Origin of the sequence: Kitasatospora gansuensis (genome assembly GCF_014203705.1) — a bacterium.
GTDB classification, from domain to species: domain Bacteria; phylum Actinomycetota; class Actinomycetes; order Streptomycetales; family Streptomycetaceae; genus Kitasatospora; species Kitasatospora gansuensis.
The window spans coordinates 1226125-1244702 of the sequence record NZ_JACHJR010000001.1 but is presented as its reverse complement, the minus strand read 5'-3'; the positions used below and the strand labels follow the sequence as shown (position 1 = coordinate 1244702).

At 72.4% G+C, this 18578-nt stretch carries 18 protein-coding genes; 5 read left to right on the top strand and 13 right to left on the bottom strand.

The features are described from left to right. Nucleotides 1-61 precede the first annotated feature (61 nt). A complete protein-coding gene (locus F4556_RS05660) occupies nt 62-1651 on the top strand; it encodes a hypothetical protein (protein ID WP_184912124.1) in 1590 nt (529 codons plus the stop codon). Here F4556_RS05660 and F4556_RS05655 read toward each other — a convergent pair. Genes F4556_RS05655 through F4556_RS05640 form a run of 4 tightly spaced genes read right to left on the bottom strand, consistent with a single transcriptional unit; the run spans nt 1642 to nt 5543 of the window. After that, nucleotides 1642-2373, bottom strand: coding sequence for a hypothetical protein (locus F4556_RS05655; RefSeq protein ID WP_184912122.1), 732 nt, complete (start codon nt 2371-2373; stop codon nt 1642-1644). The two genes, F4556_RS05660 and F4556_RS05655, sit on opposite strands and share 10 nt — an antisense overlap. A 35-nt stretch (nt 2374-2408) precedes the next feature. Then, on the bottom strand, nt 2409-3167 hold the full coding sequence (fabG, locus tag F4556_RS05650) for a 3-oxoacyl-ACP reductase FabG (RefSeq protein ID WP_184912120.1): 759 nt from the start codon (nt 3165-3167) through the stop codon (nt 2409-2411). A gap of 11 nt (nt 3168-3178) precedes the next feature. Then, nucleotides 3179-4366 carry a thiolase family protein gene (locus tag F4556_RS05645; protein ID WP_184912118.1) on the bottom strand — a complete coding sequence of 396 codons (1188 nt, stop codon included), beginning with the start codon at nt 4364-4366 and terminating at the stop codon, nt 3179-3181. A gap of 28 nt (nt 4367-4394) precedes the next feature. Then, nucleotides 4395-5543, bottom strand: coding sequence for an acyl-CoA dehydrogenase family protein (locus F4556_RS05640; protein ID WP_184912116.1), 1149 nt, complete (start codon nt 5541-5543; stop codon nt 4395-4397). Between the two features lie 120 nt (nt 5544-5663). Here F4556_RS05640 and F4556_RS05635 point away from each other — a divergent pair, with 120 nt between their 5' ends. After that, nucleotides 5664-6317 (top strand): TetR/AcrR family transcriptional regulator, encoded by a 654-nt coding sequence (locus F4556_RS05635; RefSeq protein ID WP_184912114.1) that lies wholly within the window; start codon nt 5664-5666, stop codon nt 6315-6317. After that, nucleotides 6314-6583: a glutaredoxin domain-containing protein gene (locus F4556_RS05630; RefSeq protein ID WP_184912112.1), complete on the top strand. Its 270-nt coding sequence runs from the start codon at nt 6314-6316 to the stop codon at nt 6581-6583. Before F4556_RS05635 ends, F4556_RS05630 begins: the two co-directional genes overlap by 4 nt. 5 nt (nt 6584-6588) lie before the next feature. Here F4556_RS05630 and F4556_RS05625 read toward each other — a convergent pair whose 3' ends face one another. Both F4556_RS05625 and F4556_RS05620 read right to left on the bottom strand, forming a co-directional pair. Continuing rightward, nucleotides 6589-7746 carry a phosphotransferase gene (locus F4556_RS05625; protein WP_313068171.1) on the bottom strand — a complete coding sequence of 386 codons (1158 nt, stop codon included), beginning with the start codon at nt 7744-7746 and terminating at the stop codon, nt 6589-6591. 47 nt (nt 7747-7793) lie between these two features. Beyond that, nucleotides 7794-8861, bottom strand: a complete 1068-nt coding sequence (locus F4556_RS05620; protein ID WP_184912110.1) for an RNA ligase (ATP) — start codon at nt 8859-8861, stop codon at nt 7794-7796. 292 nt (nt 8862-9153) lie between these two features. Between F4556_RS05620 and F4556_RS05615 the strand changes: the two genes are divergently transcribed. Continuing rightward, nucleotides 9154-10059, top strand: coding sequence for a DMT family transporter (locus F4556_RS05615; RefSeq protein ID WP_184912109.1), 906 nt, complete (start codon nt 9154-9156; stop codon nt 10057-10059). Nucleotides 10060-10130: 71 nt separating this feature from the next. Next, the gene (locus tag F4556_RS05610; RefSeq protein ID WP_184912107.1) at nt 10131-10499 is read left to right on the top strand and encodes a DUF4259 domain-containing protein; all 369 of its coding nucleotides are present in this window, start codon (nt 10131-10133) and stop codon (nt 10497-10499) included. A gap of 121 nt (nt 10500-10620) precedes the next feature. On the opposite strand, the gene F4556_RS05605 is transcribed toward F4556_RS05610, so the two are convergent. The 7 genes from F4556_RS05605 to egtD all read right to left on the bottom strand — a co-directional run bounded on the left by F4556_RS05605 (nt 10621) and on the right by egtD (nt 18573). After that, nucleotides 10621-11913 carry a DUF2254 domain-containing protein gene (locus tag F4556_RS05605; RefSeq protein ID WP_184912105.1) on the bottom strand — a complete coding sequence of 431 codons (1293 nt, stop codon included), beginning with the start codon at nt 11911-11913 and terminating at the stop codon, nt 10621-10623. A gap of 38 nt (nt 11914-11951) precedes the next feature. Next, nucleotides 11952-13220: a sugar ABC transporter permease gene (locus tag F4556_RS05600; RefSeq protein ID WP_184924324.1), complete on the bottom strand. Its 1269-nt coding sequence runs from the start codon at nt 13218-13220 to the stop codon at nt 11952-11954. Nucleotides 13221-13288: 68 nt separating this feature from the next. After that, the gene (locus F4556_RS05595; protein ID WP_376775659.1) at nt 13289-14068 is read right to left on the bottom strand and encodes an ATP-binding cassette domain-containing protein; all 780 of its coding nucleotides are present in this window, start codon (nt 14066-14068) and stop codon (nt 13289-13291) included. 60 nt (nt 14069-14128) lie between these two features. After that, on the bottom strand, nt 14129-15226 hold the full coding sequence (locus F4556_RS05590) for a sugar ABC transporter substrate-binding protein (RefSeq protein WP_184912101.1): 1098 nt from the start codon (nt 15224-15226) through the stop codon (nt 14129-14131). Between the two features lie 123 nt (nt 15227-15349). Then, on the bottom strand, nt 15350-16156 hold the full coding sequence (locus F4556_RS05585) for an alpha/beta fold hydrolase (protein WP_184912100.1): 807 nt from the start codon (nt 16154-16156) through the stop codon (nt 15350-15352). Between the two features lie 68 nt (nt 16157-16224). Continuing rightward, nucleotides 16225-17313, bottom strand: a complete 1089-nt coding sequence (locus F4556_RS05580; protein ID WP_246511327.1) for a nitric oxide synthase oxygenase — start codon at nt 17311-17313, stop codon at nt 16225-16227. Between the two features lie 291 nt (nt 17314-17604). Beyond that, nucleotides 17605-18573, bottom strand: coding sequence for an L-histidine N(alpha)-methyltransferase (egtD, locus tag F4556_RS05575; RefSeq protein WP_184912098.1), 969 nt, complete (start codon nt 18571-18573; stop codon nt 17605-17607). Nucleotides 18574-18578: the final 5 nt, after the last annotated feature.

Below are 18578 nucleotides of genomic sequence, written 5' to 3'. Positions count from 1 at the left end.
TCGTGGTGGCGGGCACCGCGGCGGACGTCGCGTTGGCGGCGGGGTGGGGCGGTGACCTGCGGTGGCTGACGTGACGGCGGGCGGCATCTGGCCGGGCGCGATGCCGGACCGGGCCGACCCGGGCGCCCCGCGCGAGGTCTCGACCGGCTGGACCGGCACCATCCCCGCCGTCCAACTGCCCAAACCCGCCGCGCCGCAGACGGTCGGCGACGGGGCCAGGGGCCGCATCCTGGTGATCGAGGGCGGCTACGGGGCGGGCGGCCGGCGGCACTGGGGGCGCGGCGCGGGCTCGCAGGCCCAGGTGCTCTCCGCGATGCTCGCGGGCGTCTCACCGGGGACGCTGCTGGCCGCCGAATCGGTCGACGCCGTGCACCTCCCGGGCGCCACCGATCCGCAGAGCGTGCTGGCCCACCTGCGCGCCGCCGCCCTGCACCCGGGCCCGCTGCTGATCCACCTCGGCGGCCACCTGGTCACCGACCGGCGCGGCGAACACCTCTATCTGACGCTGCGTGACTCCAAGCCCGCCACCGTCCGGCAGGACGGTCTGCCCTGGCAGGCGCTGGCCGCCGAGCTCCAGCACCGGGGCGAGCTGCCCACGCTGGTGATCGCCGACCTGAGTGCCGATCAGGCCGCCTGGCCGCTGGTGCAGAGCGCGATCTCCCCGCTCGCGGACGGCATCCCGCTGTGGGCCGTGGTCAGCCCCGACCCCGAACAGATCGGCACCTTCTCCCGCGCGCTGATCGAGGTGCTGCACCGAGGCCGCCCCGGCGGCCCGGCCCTGCTGCCGCCCGAACTGCTCCGCGACCAGGTGCACTCGGTGGTGCGGAACGACTCGATCATCCTGCACTCGCACCCCACCGAACGGCCGTTCTTCCGCAACACCTCGCGGCAGATCAACGAGGCGCTGCCGGGCGCCGCGGCCGGGCCGCGTCCCGCCGCCGTCCTGGTGCCGCCGAAGGGGCAGGCCCGTACGCCGAAGCCCCGCCCCGGTATCCCCGCGGTCCAGCTCGGCAAGCCTGCCGTAGCCTCGGCCGGGGTCTCGCTGCTCAAGCCCGGTGTGCCGCCCACGCCCCGGCGGGTCGGTCCGCCGGTCTCGCTGCTGAAGGTGCTCCCGGCGGCTCCCGGCAGCTCCGTGGTCAGCCTCGACAAGCGGCCGACCGCGGTCTCCTTCGACAAGCCGATCCCCGACCCGACGCCCGACCCGAGGCCGGTCGACTACCGGGAGGCGATCGGCCGGATCGTCCGCAGCGCCGAGGCGGGCGAGCACGACACCGCCGCCGAACTCGCCCTGGCCCTGGAGGAGTCCGCCGTCGCCGCGCACGGCCCGGTGGCCGCCGAGGTGCTCCAGGTCCGCCAGGTCCGCGCCCACATCGCCCGGCTGGCCGGCCGCCCGGCCCAGGCCGCCGAGGTCTACCGCGAGGTCGCCCTCACCCTGCTCCGCTCCCGCGGCGCCGACGACCCCGAGACCCAGCAGGCCGCCACCAACGCCGAAGCCTGCTGGCGCGCCGTCCAGGACCGCACCGAGGCGATCCGGATGGCCCCCGAGATCATCGAACTCCGCGCCCACCTCCCCGGCCCCGACGGCCGCAAACTCCGCGCCGCCGAACGCCACTTGAAGCAACTCGCGGCCGCGGGCTCCGCTCAGGACTGACCCTCCGTCCGGGCGAGCCGCCCCAGGACCCAGGCCGCCGAGCCGCCCACCGCGAAGAAGGTGTTCGCGTCGTCCGCGTTGTCGTCGGGACTCCAGGCGGCGGTGACGGCCAGCACGCAGTGCTCACCGGGCTCCAGTGCGGGCAGCGTCCAGCGGAGGCCGTGGTAATCGCCGTAGTCCACACCCCAGTCGAGGTGCGGCCACTTCGCGTACACCTCGTCCAGCAGCTCGGCCCAGCGCTTCGGGACCTCGCCGGTCTGCTGGGCTTCGTGGCAGAGCTGCTCCTCGTCGGGGCCGCCGAGGGTCAGTTTGGTGCCGTCGTACTCGACGGTGATGCTCGCCTGGCCCTGGCCGCCGTCGTATCCGGTCTCCGCCCCCGGGGGCAGCACGGGCGGCAGGCTCGCCGAGAAGGTGACACCGGCCAGCGGCGCCCGGGCGTCGATCCGCCAGACGCCGGCCCAGCAGTCGGTGAGCGGCTCCCAGACCTCCGGGTCGAGCTCCGGGTCGAACCGGCCGATCAGCAGCTCGAGTTCGGCCAGCGGGTGGCTCCAGCGCGCGACCCGGGCGCCGGAGGGCAGCTCGAAGAGCTCCTCGGGGACCTCGGGTACGGCCCAGGGGCCGACCACCGCGCCGAAGGACAGCTCGCCCATCGGCGTGCCGACCGTCGGGCGGGCGGCGGGGTGACGGGCGGTCAGCGAAAAACCGGGCAGGATGCGGCACATGGCCCCATCCTGCCCGGTGTCGGTCCGACGGACGGTCAGCGGGCGCCGCCGTTGACGTAGAGGGTCTGGCCGCTGACGTACGAGGAGTCGTCGCTGACCAGGAAGGCCACCACCGAGGCGACCTCCTCCGGCTGGCCGACCCGGCGGAGCGGGGTGCGCTCGGCGACCTGGGCCTGGTGGTCCTCGGCGGTGGCGCCGACGCGTTCGGCGGTGGCGGCGGTCATCGAGGTGGCGATGTAGCCGGGGGCGACCGCGTTGACGTTGATGTTGTAGGGGCCGAGCTCGATCGCCAGGGTGGCGGTCAGGCCCTGGATGCCGGCCTTGGCGGCGGCGTAGTTGGCCTGGCCCCGGTTGCCGAGGGCGGAGCGCGAGCTGAGCGAGACGATCTTGCCGTACTTCTGCTTGACCAGGTACTTCTGCGCCACGTGGCTGCAGTTGTAGGCGCTGGTCAGATTGACCGTCAGGACGGCGTCCCAGTCGCTCTTGGGCATCTTGAAGAACAGGTTGTCCCGGGTGATCCCGGCGTTGTTCACCAGGATGTGGAGTGCTCCCAACTCCTCGACCACGGCGGCGAACACGGCCTCCACCGCGTCGTAGTCGGCCACGTCGCAGCCGTACGCCCGCGCGCTGCCGCCCTTGGCGGTGATCGCGTCCACGGTGCCCTGCGCGCGCTCGGCCGAGAGGTCGACCACCGCGACGGTGGCGCCCTCCTCGGCGAGCCGCAGCGCGGTGGCTGCGCCGATGCCCTGTGCCGCACCGGTGACGACGGCGACCTTGCCTGCGAAACGAGTCACAACAGCTCTCCCTAGACGTTCTCGACGAGTACGGCGGTGCCCTGCCCGACACCGACGCACATGGTGGCCAGCCCGCGCCGGGCGCCGGTCCGGTGCATCCGGTGCAGCAGGGTGGTGAGGATCCGGGCGCCCGAGCCGCCCAGCGGGTGGCCGAGGGCGATCGCGCCCCCGGACGGGTTGACCAGCTCCGGGTCGAAGCCCAACTCCCGTACGCAGGCCAGCGCCTGGGCCGCGAACGCCTCGTTGAACTCGGCCTCCTCGACGTCCCCGACCGCCCAGCCGGTGCGGGCCAGCACCTTGCGGGTGGCGGGCACCGGGCCGATGCCCATCACGTCGGGGTGCACCCCGGCGGAGGCCCCGGCCACGTACCGGCCGAGCGGCTCCAGGCCCAGGTCGTTCAGGGCCTCCTCGCTGACCAGCAGCAGTCCGGCCGCGCCGTCGTTCATCGGCGAGGCGTTGCCCGCCGTCACGGTGCCACCGGCCCGGAAGACCGGCTTGAGGGCGGCCAGCCGCTCCAGCGAGCTGTCCTCCCGGATGCTCTCGTCCTGGTCGACGGTCACCCCGTCGGCCCGCAGCACCGGCAGCAGTTCGGCGTCGAAGTGCCCGTTCTTCCTTGCGGCGGCGGCGCGTTGGTGGCTGCGCAGCGCGAACTCGTCCTGGTCCGAGCGGCTGACGCCGTACCGGGCGGCCACTTCCTCGGCGGTCTCGCCCATGCTCAGCACGCCGTGCAGCTCGCGCATCCGGGGGGTGGTGATCCGCCAGCCGAGCCGGGTGTCGAAGGTCTCCAGCTTGTGCGGCAGCGCCTCGTCGGGGCGCGGCAGCACGAACGGGGCGCGGCTCATCGACTCGCAGCCGCCCGCGACCACGACCTCGGCCTCGCCGGAGCCGATCGCCCGGGCGGCGGTGGTGACGGCCTCCAGGCCGGAGGCGCAGAGCCGGTTCACGGTGGCGCCGGGCACGCTGTCCGGCAGACCGGCCAGCAGCACGGCCATCCGGGCCGCGTTCCGGTTGTCCTCCCCGGCCTGGTTGGCGGCGCCCCAGTAGACGTCGTCGATCCGGGCCGGGTCCAACTGCGGTACGGAGTCGAGCAGTCCACGCAGCACGGCGGCCGACAGGTCGTCCGGCCGGACGGACGAGAGGGCGCCGCGCAGCCGACCGATCGGGGTGCGGCGAGCGGCGGCGAAGTAGACGGGACGCACGTCGTTGGGCTCCTCAACTACTAAGGGGTCAGAAGGCGTTGACGCCGGTCAGCGAACGCCCGATGAGCAACTTGTGGATCTGGCTGGTGCCTTCGTACAGGGTCATCACCCGCGCGTCGCGCAGGTACTTGCCGACCGGGTACTCGTCGATGAAGCCGTACCCGCCGAAGACCTGGAGCGCGTTGTTGGCGGCCCGGACTGCGGCCTCGCTGGCGTACAGCTTCGCCACCGAGGACTCGGTGGCGAACGGCAGGCCGCGGTCGATGTGGTCGGCCACCCGCCAGGTGAGCAGCCGGGCGGCGTCCAGGTCGACCGAGATGTCGGAGATCAGCTCCTGCACCAACTGGTAGGAGGCGATCGGCTTTCCGAACTGCTCGCGCTCCTTGGCGTAGCCCACCGCGGCGTCCAGGCAGGCCTGGGCGATGCCGACGCAGCCGGCCGCGACCGACATCCGGCCCTTGGCCAGGGCGGCCATCGCGACCGAGAAGCCCTTGCCCTCGGCGCCGAGCCGCGCGCTGTCCGGCACCCGGACGGCGTCGAAGGTCAGCTCGGCGGTGGCCTGGCCGCGCAGGCCCAACTTGCCGTGGATCTCCCGGCGTTCGAGGCCGGGGGTGGCGGTGGGCACCAGGAAGGCGGTGACGCCCTTGTGCCCGGCCTCGCCGGTGCGGGCGAAGACCAGGGCGACCTCGGCCCAAGTGCCGTTGGTGATGAACATCTTGGCGCCGGTGATCAGCCAGTCGTCGCCATCCCGGACCGCCCTGGTGGTCAGGTTGGCGGCGTCCGAGCCGGTGCCGGGCTCGGTCAGCGCGAAGCAGCCGAGCGCCTCGCCGGAGGTCAGCCGGGGCAGCCAGTGCCGCTTCTGCTGCTCGCTGCCGTAGCTGTTGACCGACTTGGCCACCAGGCCGAGCGAGACCGAGACGATGCCGCGCACCGAGGAGTCGCCCCGCCCGAGCTCCTCCAGCACCAGGCAGTACGCCAGGTGGTCGCCGCCGCTGCCGCCGTACTCCTCCGGGATGGTCAGGCCGAGGAAGCCCACCTTGCCGAGCTTGCCGATGATCGCCCGGTCCACCGACTCGGCGCGGTCCCAGTCGGCGGCGAACGGCACGATCTCGCGGTCGGTGAAGTCGGCGGCGAGCTCGCGGACGGCGGCCTGTTCCTCGGAGAGCTCCAGGTTCATCGCGGCCTCTCGGTTAAACTAGCAGTGCAAGTTTTGCCCCGACTGTAGCCCGCCGTCGAACGGCTGTGAAGACCGGCCTGCGAGAATGCCGGGAAACCCCACCCGACCGGAGGAAGCGCCATGGCCCGCCCGCGCACCCCGCTGCTCAGCCGCGAGCGGATCGTCGCGGCCGCCCTCGCCCTGGTGGACGCCGAGGGGCTGGCCGCGCTCTCCACTCGCCGGCTGGCCACCGAACTCTCGGTCAGCGGCCCCTCGCTGTACAACCACTTCGCCACCAAGGACGAGCTGCTCGACGCGGTGGTGGACAGCGTGATGGGGGAAGTCGACCTGTCGATGTTCGAGCCGCCCGCGCCCTGGCGCACCGCGCTGCGCGACTGGGCCCGCTCCTACCGGGCCGCGCTGGCCGCCCACCCCGCGATCGTCCCGGTGCTGGCCCAGGGCCCCGGCCGCCGGCCGAACGCGCTGCGGCTGGCCGACGCGGTCTTCGGCTGCCTGGTCGCGGCGGGCTGGCCACGCGGCCAGGCCACCCGGATCGGCGCCCTGATGCGGTACTTCGTCACCGGCTCGGCCCTCGGCTCGTTCGCGGCCGGTTTCCCCGAGGACGCCGCCCTGTACGCCGAGGAGTACCCGCACCTCGGTGAGGCCCACAAGCTCGCCGAGCACCGGCGGCGGATCGACGAAGGCGCGTTCGAGACCGGCCTGGAGGCCCTGCTCGACGGCCTGGAACTACGCTACGCACGTACCGTCAACTCGACCCGGGGGACCGAAAAGTGACCGATGACCAGGACGGCGTGGTCGTCTACTGGCGGCCGATGTGCACCTTCTGCATGAAGCTGCTCACCCAGCTGCGGTTCACCGACCTGCCCTACCGCAAGGTCAACATCTGGCGTGACCCCGAGGCCGCCGCCTTCGTCCGCTCGGTGGCCGACGGCAACGAGACCGTCCCCACGGTCACCGTCGCCGGCCACGCGATGGTCAACCCCTCGCGCAAGGAACTGCTGGCGGCGGTCCGGGAGCACGCCCCGCACCTGCTGGTCTGACTCCCTCAGCGGCAGGCCAGGGCGGCGCGGATCTCGGACTCCGGGTCGCCCTGGTGGTAGACCCGCTCGGTCGCCTCGATGCCGTCCAGGAACTCCTGGTAGCGGACGGCGTAGCCGAGGTGCATCAGCGGCTCCGCCAGCTCCAGTGCCTTGGCCGGATCGGAGCCAGGGGCGTGGGTGGTCCAGGCGTCGATCCAGAGCTGACGGACCGTCGCCCAGCGGTCGTCGGAGAGGAAGTCCTGCGGCCGCAGGCCGTCGACGGCCGGGTGCCCGTAGTAGCTGTCGGAGAAGTCGACGATCACGTTGCGGGTGCCGTCGAAGCGCCAGTTGCCCGGGTGGAAGTCACCGTGCACCAGCGTCTCGGGCAGGCCGCAGGCCGCCAACTCCTCGATCAGCGCGGGGAGATCGGCGAGCAGCCGTTCGGCGGCGGCCCGTTCCTCGGCGGTCAGGGTGACCCGGGGGAGCAGGGCCGCGAACTGCTCGGGCAGGGTGCCGGGCGTACGGTCCGGCAGCCCGGCGCCGTGCCCGGCCAGCGCGGCCTGGGCGGCGACCAGCCGGGGGACCGCGTCCAGCATGGCGTCCTCGGGCAGCCCCCAGCAGTCCACCCCGGGCAGGTGGCCGAGCAGCACCCGGCCCTCAGTGGCGGCCAGCACCGGCGGCACCAACTCCGGGTCGACGGCGGCCAGTCGGGCGATCACCTCGGCCTCGGGCACCGCGAACGCGGGCGTGGTCTTCAGCCAGACCGGCCCGTCGGCGGTCGGCAGCCGGTACAGGCCGGAGAGGTTCCAGCTCTTCACCTGCTCGGCCGGGCCGACCGCCCGCACCGTACCGGCGGCCCACGCCAGCGCGGACCGCAGCCCGGCCGGGGTGGCCCACGGCGCCCGCAGCGGGTCCTCGCCCACCGAGAGGACGGAGTCGGCGAGTTCGACCTCGGGGAACCGCAGCGCCTCCGCGTGGTACGCGACCGAGCCGCCGAAACCGGTGTCGGCGCTGTCGTGCGCCAGCAGGCGCAGCACATGCACCGGAACACCCAGTCTGAGCGTCAACTCCTCGGCCACCGGCCCGATGTCGTGCCAGCGCGGCGTCGCCACCGGGAACGGCCCGATCTCGCCGAGTCGCTCGCCCTGATACGTCACCAACACCGTCACGCTTCGCTCTGTCACCTGCGCAGTTTCCGGCCCGTTGCCTCCCTCGGCAACCGATTAACGCCTCACTCGTACTCGGTGCCGCCCTTGCGGGTCAGGTACGCACCGCTGACCACCTTCGCGATCGCCCGGCCACCGGTCACCGGGCTGTACCGCTCCACCACCGGCCGCACCACGACACCCTCGCGGATGTGCAACTCCCGCCCGGAGAAGGTCTCCCGGCCGTCGGCCAGCGCCAGCACGGTCTCCGGGTCGAACGGTCCGCTCCACAGCTGCGGCACCAACGGCAGCTTCCCGGCCAGCAGTTCGGCCGCGTCCAGCCAGCACAGCTGTCCGTCGATGACGGCCGAGACGTCGAAGGCCGCGTAGCCGGGCAGCTCGGTGCGGCCCGACTCCCCGTACGTCAGGTCCTGGACCCCGGCGCCGAAGACCTCGCCGAAGATGCCGACCCGGTCGGCGCCGAACAGCGCCGCCAACTCGGCGGCCACCGCCGGGATGCCGTGTGCACGGACCGTCCGCCAGTACAGGTTGCCGGCGTCCTCGCGCAGCGCCAGCCCCTGGGCGCCGATGCCCTTCGAGGAGACCTGGACGGTGCCGGAGTCGGCGTGGAACGTGACGAGGCAGCAACTGCCGTGCAGCTTCTCGGAGACGACCACCGGCTCGCCCGGCTCGAAGACGTCCGGGAAGCGCTTGAGGTTCTCGATGTCCACCCAGGGCAGCAGCTCCGGCGCCGACTCGACGTCGCCGCTCATGCCGACCGGGATCGGCGGGACCCACTTGGTGATGCCGAGCCGCTCGGCGAAGTCCGCACCCTCGGCGGCGGCCTCGGCCAGGTCGGTGCCGGCCAGTGCGGCGGGGCGGCAGACGATGCCTTGGGAGAGCTCGCCGCGCAGCCGGACCGCCTTGACCCGGTCCCGGGCGCTGCCCGCGAGCTTCCCGGTCAGGCCCAACTCCTCGATCAGCGCGGGCGGCAGCACCGCCTGCTCCGGGATGTAGACGGCCAGCTCACCGGTCCGGTAGGCGCCCTTGGCGACCACCGCACGGTAGAGGCCGATCTGGGCCAGCTCCAGTGCGTCGGCGTTCGGGTGCGTCAGTATGGTCAGCCGCTCGGCCGTGACCCGCAGTGTCGACATGGCGATTCCTCCCCGGATGGTGAACGGGGATCACTCTGGCCGGTGGACGCTCCCGGCCGCGAGCGGTTTTCGTTGCGCCGCCAAATGCCCGTGATCTTCGCGGCCCGGCGTACTAGGGTCCTGACCATGAAGCCGTACTCCCTCGCAGTCCTGCCTCCGCCCGCCCGCTAGCGGGCGGCCCCACACCGGATCTCCTCCTCTCCGGGCGCTCCTCACGGGAGCCGCCGGAGCGGTGTCCGCTGCCCGCGTGCCGAGTCCACGCGCCGTCAGCGACCACCGACCGGAGTCCTCCATGCGGGCTGCACCCGTACGTCCCCTGCTCTACATCTCCCTCTCCGCCGCCTCCTGGGGCAGCGCCGGAGCCGCCGCCGCGCTGCTCCACCGCACCAGCGGCCTCGGCCCGGTCGCGGTCTCCTGCTGGCGCTTCGCCGTGGGCGCCGCGCTGCTGCTCGCCGGGCGCGCGTTCATCAGGCGAACCGTCGGCGAGCAACGCGCCCGGCCGCTCGCCCTGGTGGCGACCGGCATCCTGATGGCGGTCTTCCAGACCTGCTACCTGGCCGCGGTCGCGCTGGCCGGCCTGGCCGTCGGCACCGCCGTCGCGCTGGGCGCCGGGCCGGTCTTCACCGCGCTGGGCGCCCGGGTGGTCTTCGGCGAGCGGGTGAGTCGCCGCGGCGCGCTCACCATCCTGCTCGCCGTACTCGGACTCACCCTGCTGGCCTTCGGTGCTGACGACGGCTCAGGAGGCAGCGCACCGGCGTGGGGATTCGTCTGCGCGCTCGGCTCGGCCGCCGGCTCCGCCGCGATCAACCTGCTCACCCAGGCCGAGGCACGCCGCGGCCGCTCCGGACACCCCTACGACCGCGCGCTGGCGGGCTTCGCCGTCGGCGCGATCTGCCTGCTGCTGGTGGCGGCACCCACCGGCCCGCTGCTGCCCGCACCGACGGAACTGGCCGGCTCCGTCGTGCTGCTCGGCTACCTGGGCGCGATCCCGACCGCCCTTGCCTACGCCCTGTTCTTCTCGGCCCTGCGGGCGGTCCGGGCCACCACCGTCTCCGTGGTGATGATGCTCGAACCGGTCGCCGCCCTCGCCCTGGGCACCACCCTGCTCGGCGAACGGCTCACCCCCGGCGCGGCCACGGGCACGGCCGTGCTGCTGTGCTCGGTCCTGCTGCTGACGAAGGAGGAGACGAACGGGTAGCGGAGGTGCTGTCACCCCGGCCTGGTTCGATGGGCCCCCAGGAAGCGGCACCACCATGCAGAGGAGACCTTGTGGGCACGTGGGGCAGTGGCAACTTCGAGAGCGACGCGGCGTTGGACCACCTGTCGATCGTCGTCGACCGGCTCGTCACCGAGGTCGCCGAGGCGATGGCCGGCGATCCCGTCGCCCTCGAACCCGACGAGTACTGGGGTGTCGCCGTGCCGTGCCACCTGGAGTTGCTGCACGTCCTCGCCCAGGCCGGTTACGCCGACGACGACCTGCCGGAGCCCGGGGTGGTCGAGGAGTGGAAGAAGACCTTCATGGCCGTCTGGGAACGGACCATCGACAACCTGCAGCCCTCGCCGACGTTCAAGGAGGAACGGCGGTCGGTGCTGCACCGTACGTTCGATCAGCTGGCCGACGCCGCCCGGCAGAGCTGACCCTCCGTGAAGAAGCCCTACTGGCAGCTGTACTGGTGGCGACTGCGGTTCCGCGCGGACGGTACGCCACCGGTGTACTCGTGCCAGGTACGGCTGCCCGGACAGGCCCGCCGGATGCCCGTCAGCTGCCGCCGTGCTGACTCCCGGTCAGTTCCGCCGCCAGCTCCCGTACCAGGACCAGGTCGGCCGGCTGGGCGATCCGGTGCTCCGCGTCGGCGAGCACCAGGGCCGCCTGGGTGGTGATCGCCTGCCGGCGGGTGGGGTCGTCGGTCACGGTGGTGAGGGCGGTGAGCAGGCGGAGCAGGGCGAGGCAGACGGCCGGTTCGGCGGTGCCGTAGCGGCGGACCTGGCCGCAGGCGAGGTCGAGGTAGTCGGCGAAGGCCGGGCCGCGGGCGATCACCCGGGTCACTCCGGCCGGGTCGGTGTGGAGGGTGTCGCCGAGGGTGCGGGGTGCCAGCAGGGCGAGCAGGGCGGCGAGGCGGTCGAGGGCCTGGACGGCGGTGTAGGGGTCGTTGATGGCGGGGGAGAGCGCGCGGAGCGCCATGTCCTCCAGCTGCCGGATGCCGAACAGGATGTCCTGCTGCAGGGTGCGTTCGGGGCCGATCTGCACCGCGTGCCACAGCGCGTGGGTCACCCGGTCGGTGTCGCCGGGTGGTGCGCCGTCCGGCCGCCAGGCGTACCCGAGCGGTTCGGCCCCGGCGACCAGGTGGTCGCCGACCCGGGCCGCGACGGTGATCACCAGGTCCAGTTCGACGGCCACCGCCAGCAGGCGGTCGGGGTGGACGGTCTGCAGGTAGCCGGAGCGCGGCGCGGTGAGCGGTACGGCGTGCGGTGGCGGGGGAGGGGCGGCCAGGTCGGTGCCGGGACCGGGCGGGGTGCGGGTCTGCGCACCCCGCGCGGTGATGGCGGCGACCGAGGTCATCACACTGTCGATCTGGATCGAGTGCGCGACGTGGTGCACGAAGTACACCAGCATCACCAGGCTGACGAAGACCAGGGCGATCGCCCCGGTGACGGCGAGCCGGGGGAACTCCTCGACGTCCATGCCGCCCGAGATCCCGACCGTGTACAGCCCGGCGGTGCTGTAGGCGAAGGTGGCGCAGAAGGACGCCAGCACGAGCTGGTTCGGGCGGTCGCGGAGGAAGTTGCGCAGCAGCCGCGGCGAGAACTGGGTGGAGGCCACCTGCAGCGCCACGATGGTCAGGCCGAGCACCAGCGCGATCACCGTGACCATGGTCGCGGCGATCGCGGTGAGCACGTTCCGGGCGTCGTCCGCCGTGCCGGCGAAGGCCAGCGGGTCGAGCGGCGAGTCCGGCGGGATGTCGATCTGGGAGAGCACGCTGCCGGCGACCAGCGCCAGCACCACCGCCACCCCGGGCAGCACCCACAGCGCACCGCCCAGATACTCCCGCAACGACTCGACTCTGGTGTGCAACGGCCTCATCAGAAACCTCAGGCGCGGCCGGCCGCCCGCTGGGTGCGGCGGGACAGCGAGTCGATGACCACCGCGGCCAGCAGGACCGCACCGGTGATCATGAACTGGATGGCGTTGCTCAGGCCCTGGATGTTCATCCCGGACTGGATCGACCCGATCACCAGCGCACCGAGCAGCGCCGACCAGGTGCTGCCGCGTCCGCCGAAGAGGCTGGTGCCGCCGATGACGGCGGCCGCGATCGCGTTCATCAGCAGGTTGCCGCCGCCGGAGGTCTGGCTGGCGGACTGGATCTGGGCCGCCAGGAACAGACCGCCGACCGCCGCCATGGTCGAGCAGATCATGAAGACCGAGATCCGGATCCAGGAGATGTTGATACCGGCCCGGCGGGCGCCCTCGATGTTCCCGCCGAGGGCGAAGATCTGCCGTCCGTAGCCGGTGCGGCGGAGTACGAAGTCGAGCACCACGATGAAGATCAGGAAGATCAGCAGGGCCAGCGGCAGGCCCTTGTACTGGTTCAGCGTGTACGCCGCCAGGAAGGCCAGCACGGCGAGCACGGCGGTACGCAGCGCGATGTCACTGACCGGCCGGTACGGCACCCCGGCCTCGCGGCGCCGCCTGGTGTCGATCAGGGCGGCGCCGAGGAAGAACAGGACGGCGAAGGCCGCGAGGCCGTACGCCGCGATGGTCTGACCGTAGATGGTGGTGTAGAGCCGGGAGACGATGTCGTGGCCGGAGAGGTTGACGGTGCCGTTGGCGCCGAGGACCTGCAGCATCAGGCCGTTCCAGGCCAGGTTGCCGGCCAGCGTGACGACGAAGGCGGGCACGCCGATCTTGGCGAAGAAGAAGCCGTGGACGAGCCCGACGAGCGCGCCGCCGGCAATCGCGGCCAGCAGCGCCGCCCACTCGTTGACGCCGTGCGTCACGTTCAGCACGGCGAAGATCGCGGCGCACAGGCCGCTGACCGAACCGACCGACAGGTCGATCTCGCCGAGCAGCAGCACGAAGACCACGCCGATCGCGATCATGCCGGTGCCGACGATCTGCTGCGAGAGGTTGGAGAGGTTCTGCGCCGAGAGGAAGCTGCTGTTCAGGCTGCCGAAGACGGCCCAGATGACGACCAGCGCCAGGACCACCGGCAGCGAGCCCAGCTCGCCGCTGCTGATCCTGCGCCGGAACTCGCCGAGGTAGCCCTTCACCCCCTCCTGACGGACGATCAGGCGCGGGTCGACCGCGGGGATCACCTCGGCCGCCACCGGGACGGGAGCGTTGACCCCGCCCTTGGGCATCGAGTCCTCGGGGAGGGGTTTCCGATGCGAACCGTTCCCCGGCTCCGGGGTGTTGTTGCCGTCGTCGCTCACTGCTCGCCCTCCGTGCCACGGGCCTGACGGCGGGTCACAGCGTTGTCCGTGGCGCCGGTGATGGCCGAGATGATTTCTTCCTTGTTGGTGCTCCGGCGGTCGAAGAACCCGTTGTTCCGCCCCAGCCGGAGCACCGCGATCCGGTCCGCCACCGCCATCACGTCCGCCATGTTGTGGCTGATCAGGATGACGCCCAGGCCCTGGTCGCGGAGCCGCTCGACCAGGTCGAGGACCTGGGCGGTCTGTTCCACGCCCAGGGCGGCGGTGGGCTCGTCCAGGATGACGATCTTGGGCGAGCCGATCAGCGAGCGGGCGATCGCGACCACCTGACGCTGGCCACCGGAGAGCGAGGCGATCGGGATCCGCACGCTGGGGATCCGGATGGACAGGGTGTCCAGGAGCGTCCGGGACCGCTGCTCCATCCGGACCTCGTCCAGCACGCCGAACCGCTTGAGCTCGCGGCCGAGGAAGAGGTTGCCGACCACGTCCAGGTTGTCGCACAGCGCGAGGTCCTGGTACACCGTGGCGACGCCCAACTGCTGGGCGTCCTGCGGCCGGTGGACGACCACCGGCCTGCCCTCCCACTCGATGACGCCCTCGTCCGGCTGGTTGACCCCGGCCACCGCCTTGACCAGGGTCGACTTGCCGGCGCCGTTGTCACCGACCAGCGCGACCACCTCGCCGGCGTTGACCTCCAACTCGATGTCGGTGAGCGCCTGGACGGCACCGAACCGCTTGGAGATCCCGCGCAGCGCCAGTACGGGCGAACCTGTCACAGCAATCAACTTCCTTTCCCCGTACCGGATCCGACCTGACGTGACCGCAGACCGAGGTGGCTACTGGAGTCCGGCCGCGGTGCACGCGGCGGCGTAGTCGGGCGTGCAGATCTGGGCGACGGTGTAGAGGCCGTCGGCCACCACGGTGGTCTTGATGTTGGCCTTGGTCAGCACGACCGGCGTGATCAGGTTCGACGCCACCGAGTTGCCGCTGCCGTTGGTCGACGTGGTCGGGGTGAGCGACGGCTCCAGGCTCTTGCCCTGGGCGAACTGCACGGCCATCGTGGCGGCCGCGTCGGTCTCCGGCTTGAAGGGCTTGTAGATCGACATGGTCTGGGTGCCGGCCAGGATCCGCTGCACGGCGTCCAGTTGGGCGTCCTGCCCGGTGAGCGGAACGCTCAGGCTGGCCGCCTTGAGGGCGGTGGCGATACCGGCGGCCATGCCGTCGTTGGCGGAGTAGACGCCGACCACGTTCGGCGCGCCGAGCGCGGTGATCGCTGCCGCAGCCTCCTGGTTGGCGTTGTTCGGGTCCCAGTTCGGCGTGTCGTACTCCTTGCCGATGGTCAGCTTCCCGTCGATGGCGCTGTGCGCGCCCGCCTTGAACTGGGCGGCGTTCGGGTCGGTCGGCGAGCCGTTGATCATGATGATCTTCCCGCTGGACGCCTTCGGGCCCACCGCCGCGACCAGCGCCTCACCCTGCAGCTGGCCGACCTTCTTGTTGTCGAACGACACGTACGCGTCGACCGGCCCCTGGGCGAGCCGGTCGTAGGCGATCACCTTGACGCCGGCGTCGTGCGCCTTCTGGACCGAGGACTGGATGGACTTGGAGTCCACCGCGTCCAGGATCAGCACCTTGTCGCCCTTGGTGAGCGCGGTGTCCACCTGGGTCTGCTGGGTCGTCGCGTTCTCGTTCGCGTTGTAGTAGTCGATCTGGGCGTCCGGCGCCAGCGCCTTGATCTTCGCCTCGATCAGCGGCCGGTCGAACTGCTCGTACCGGGTGGTCTTGGTCTCCGGCAGCAGCAGACCGATCTTGACCGGTCCGGCTGCCGCCCCCGTCGAGGTGCCGGTGGACTGTTTCGCGCTGCCGCAGGCGGCCATGCCGAGGCCGATGGACACTGCAGCGGCCGTGACCGCGATGCGACGAAGGCCGAGCTTCATAGGAAATGCCTCTCAGTTCGAGCTCACCCCCGCTCCGAGTCTGGAAAGCCGCGCCCGCCACCGCGAACGGGGCTGCGCCGTACGTGCGGCGGTGTACCCCGTTCGACCTACTGCGCGGGGTGGTTACCCGACCAGAGCGGCGAACTCGGCGATGTCGCGCACGACGTCCGCGGGGCGTTCCCAGTACACGACGTGCCCCGCGCCCTCGTGGACGACCAGCCTCGCGCCGGGGATCGCGTCCAGGATCACCTGCTGGTCGGAACGGGGCAGCAGGTCGTCGCGATCGCCCCAGACGACCAGCGTCGGCGCCGAGATCCCGTCGAGGGTGGCCCGCAGGTCAGTGTCGAGGAGACCGAGCATGGTGTCCCGCCAGACCCGGGCCGGGGCCTTCAGGCTCTCCGTGATCACGGTCTCCAGGAAGTCCGGGTCCACGCTGCCGTCGGTCAGGCCGGTGCTGAACGCCTCGGCGAACTCACGCCCGACCGGATCGCGCAGCTCGCGCACCAGCGCCCGGACCTCGCGGGCCACCGGCTTGTCGGCGAGCGTGGCGGGCACCCCCAGGAAGACCAGGCCGGCGACCCGGTCAGGGTGCCGGCCCGCCACGATCCGGGCCTGCACTCCGCCGCTGGAGCCGCCGATCAGGACCGCCCGGCCGATGCCGACGGTGTCCAGGAAGGCGAGCAGGTCCTCGGCCAGGTCGGCGGGGGTGTAGCCGTCGGTCGGCCGGTCGGCGTCACCATGGCCGCGCTGGGTGAAGGCGTACGCGTGCAGCCCGGCGGGCAGGCGCCGCAGCAGCGGTTCGAAGGTCCACCAGCTGTCCGCCCACCCGTGCACGAACACCAGCGGCGTACCGCCCGGCTCGCCCACCTCGGCGTACGGGAGGGCGAGCGCCTCGGTCAGGCGCGCGGTCCTCACGGCGATCCGGGACATCGCGCCTCCTCCCGACCGTCTCCTCCAGCCTAGCCAGCGGAGCCCGGGGCAGGGGGGTTCAGCGGGGTTCAGCGGGGGAGGAAGGCCGGGCGGAGGTCGGGTTCCACCGGGTCGTAGTAGCGGTGGTAGACCGGGGTGAGGCCGCCGGAGACGGGCGGGACGATCCAGCTCCAGTCGGTGGGGGTGCGTCGGCCGAGCCGTTCCTCCTGGGCGATGTGCTTGAGGAAGCGTTCGGATTCGGTGTGGTGGTCGGCCATCGTGACGCCCGCCTCCTGGAAGGAGTGCAGGACGGCGATGTTCAGCTCGACCAGGGCGCGGTCGCGCCAGAGGGTGCGGTCCGAGGAGGTGTCCAGGCCCAGGCGCTCGGCCACCACCGGGAGTTGGTCGTAGCGGTCGGCGTCGGCCAGGTTCCGGGCGCCGATCTCGGTGCCCATGTACCAGCCGTTGAACGGGGCGGACGGGTACCGGATGCCGCCGATCTCGAGCGCCATGTCACTGATCGCGGGCACCGCGTACCAGCGCAGCCCGAGCTCGGCGAACCAGGCGTGCTCCGGGTGCCGGAGCGGAACCTCCAGCACCGCGTCCTCGGGCAGCTCGTACCACTGCGGCTCGTCCCCGTCCCGCCGACGGACCATCAGCGGCAGCACCTCGAACCGCTCCTCGCTTCCCTTCCAGCCCAACTCCCGGGCCTGGGCGGCCAGTACGGCCCCGGCCGGGTCGCCCTCCCCGGACGGGTGGCCCGCGTAGCGGACCAGCTGCTGGTTGACGATCCGGGGGGCCGGCCGGTCGGGCCGGTCGGGGGCGAAGACGGTGATCACCGGGCGGATCCGGCCGCCGTTGGTGGCGGTGCGCAGGTGCTCGAAGCACTGCTCGGCGATCCCGTCGGGGGAGTCGACGTGGCGCCGGTCGCGGACCACCAGGCTGCGCCAGTAGAGGCGGCCGATGCAGCGGGCCGAGTTCCGCCAGGCCACCCGGGCGCCGAACGCCAGCTCCTCGACGGTGTGTTCGTACGTGCCGGTGCGCTCGATCTCGGCGAGCACCTGACGGACCCTCGGCGCCGGATCGCCCGACCCGGGCCGCTCCTGGTGGAACTGCCGGACGAAGGCGACGGCCTGCCCGACCAACGAGGCGTCAGCGGGCTCGGGCAGCTCGGGCAGCCCGGGTGCCGCCGGGGCGCCGGCGTACGGGCACCCCGGGGCGACCACGGCGGTCGAGGCCACGGCGGTCGGGGTGACGACGGTGGCGGTGACGAGTGGGGCGGACTTGCGGGTGCGGAGCCGGCTGAAGATCAAGGACACATCCCTCCCACCGACATGGGTACCGGACGTGACGTTTCAGGCGCGCGGAGTGAGCGAATTCCGCCCACTCCGGTGTGATCAGCCGCTAAGGTGCGCGCAGAAAAGGGCCCCACGCCGGAGCGTGGGGCCCGGTACCGCAGACAGTCGAACTCAGCGGGTCGAGAGCGAGAGCCCGAACCGGCCCGCCCGGTCCGTCCACCAGGCCGACAGTTCCAGCCCGGCCGCGCCCAGCTCCGCCGCCACTCGCTCGCGGCGGAACTTCGCCGAGACCTCGGTCCGCAGCTCCTCGCCGCGCTCGAAGTGCACCGCCAGGTCCAGCCCGTGGATCTTGACGGTCTGGGCGACCCGCGAGCGCAGCCGCATCTCGATCCACTCCTGCTCCGCGTCCCAGAGGGCGACGTGGTCGAAGAGCTCAGGGTCGAAGTCGCCGGCCAGCTCCCGGTTCAGCACGCTGAGCACGTTCTTGTTGAAGGCCGCGGTCACCCCGGCCGCGTCGTCGTACGCGGCGACCAGGGTGTCCGGGTCCTTCACCAGGTCGGTGCCGAGCAGCAGGGTGTCGCCCGGCTCCATCGCCTCGTACAAGTCGCGCAGGAAGACCGCCCGTTCGGCCGGCAGCAGGTTGCCCAGCGTGCCGCCCAGGAAGACCACCAGGCGCGGGCCGTCGCCCGGCGGCAGGCCGAGCCGCTGGGTGAAGTCGGAGACCACCGCGTGCGTGGTCAGCTCCGGGTAGTCGACGGTGAGCGCCTCGGCGGCCGCCGCCAGCGCGCTCTCGCTGACGTCCACCGGGACGTACGTGCGCAGCGTGCCGTGGTCGCGCAGCGCGTCCAGCAGCAGCCGGGTCTTCTCCGAGGAGCCCGAGCCGAGTTCGACCAGGGTGCGGGCGCCGGTGGCGGCCGCGATCCCGGCGGCCCGGTCGGTCAGGATCTCCCGCTCGGCCCGGGTCGGGTAGTACTCCGGCAGCCGGGTGATCTCCTCGAACAGCTCGCTGCCCCGGGCGTCGTAGAACCACTTCGGCGGCAGCGACTTCGGATTCGCGGTCAGGCCGTTCCGTACGTCGTGCCGTAGCGCGTGGCTGAAGTGGTCGGCGGCCAGCAGGCGGGTCAGCTCGTAGGTCTTCACAGCAG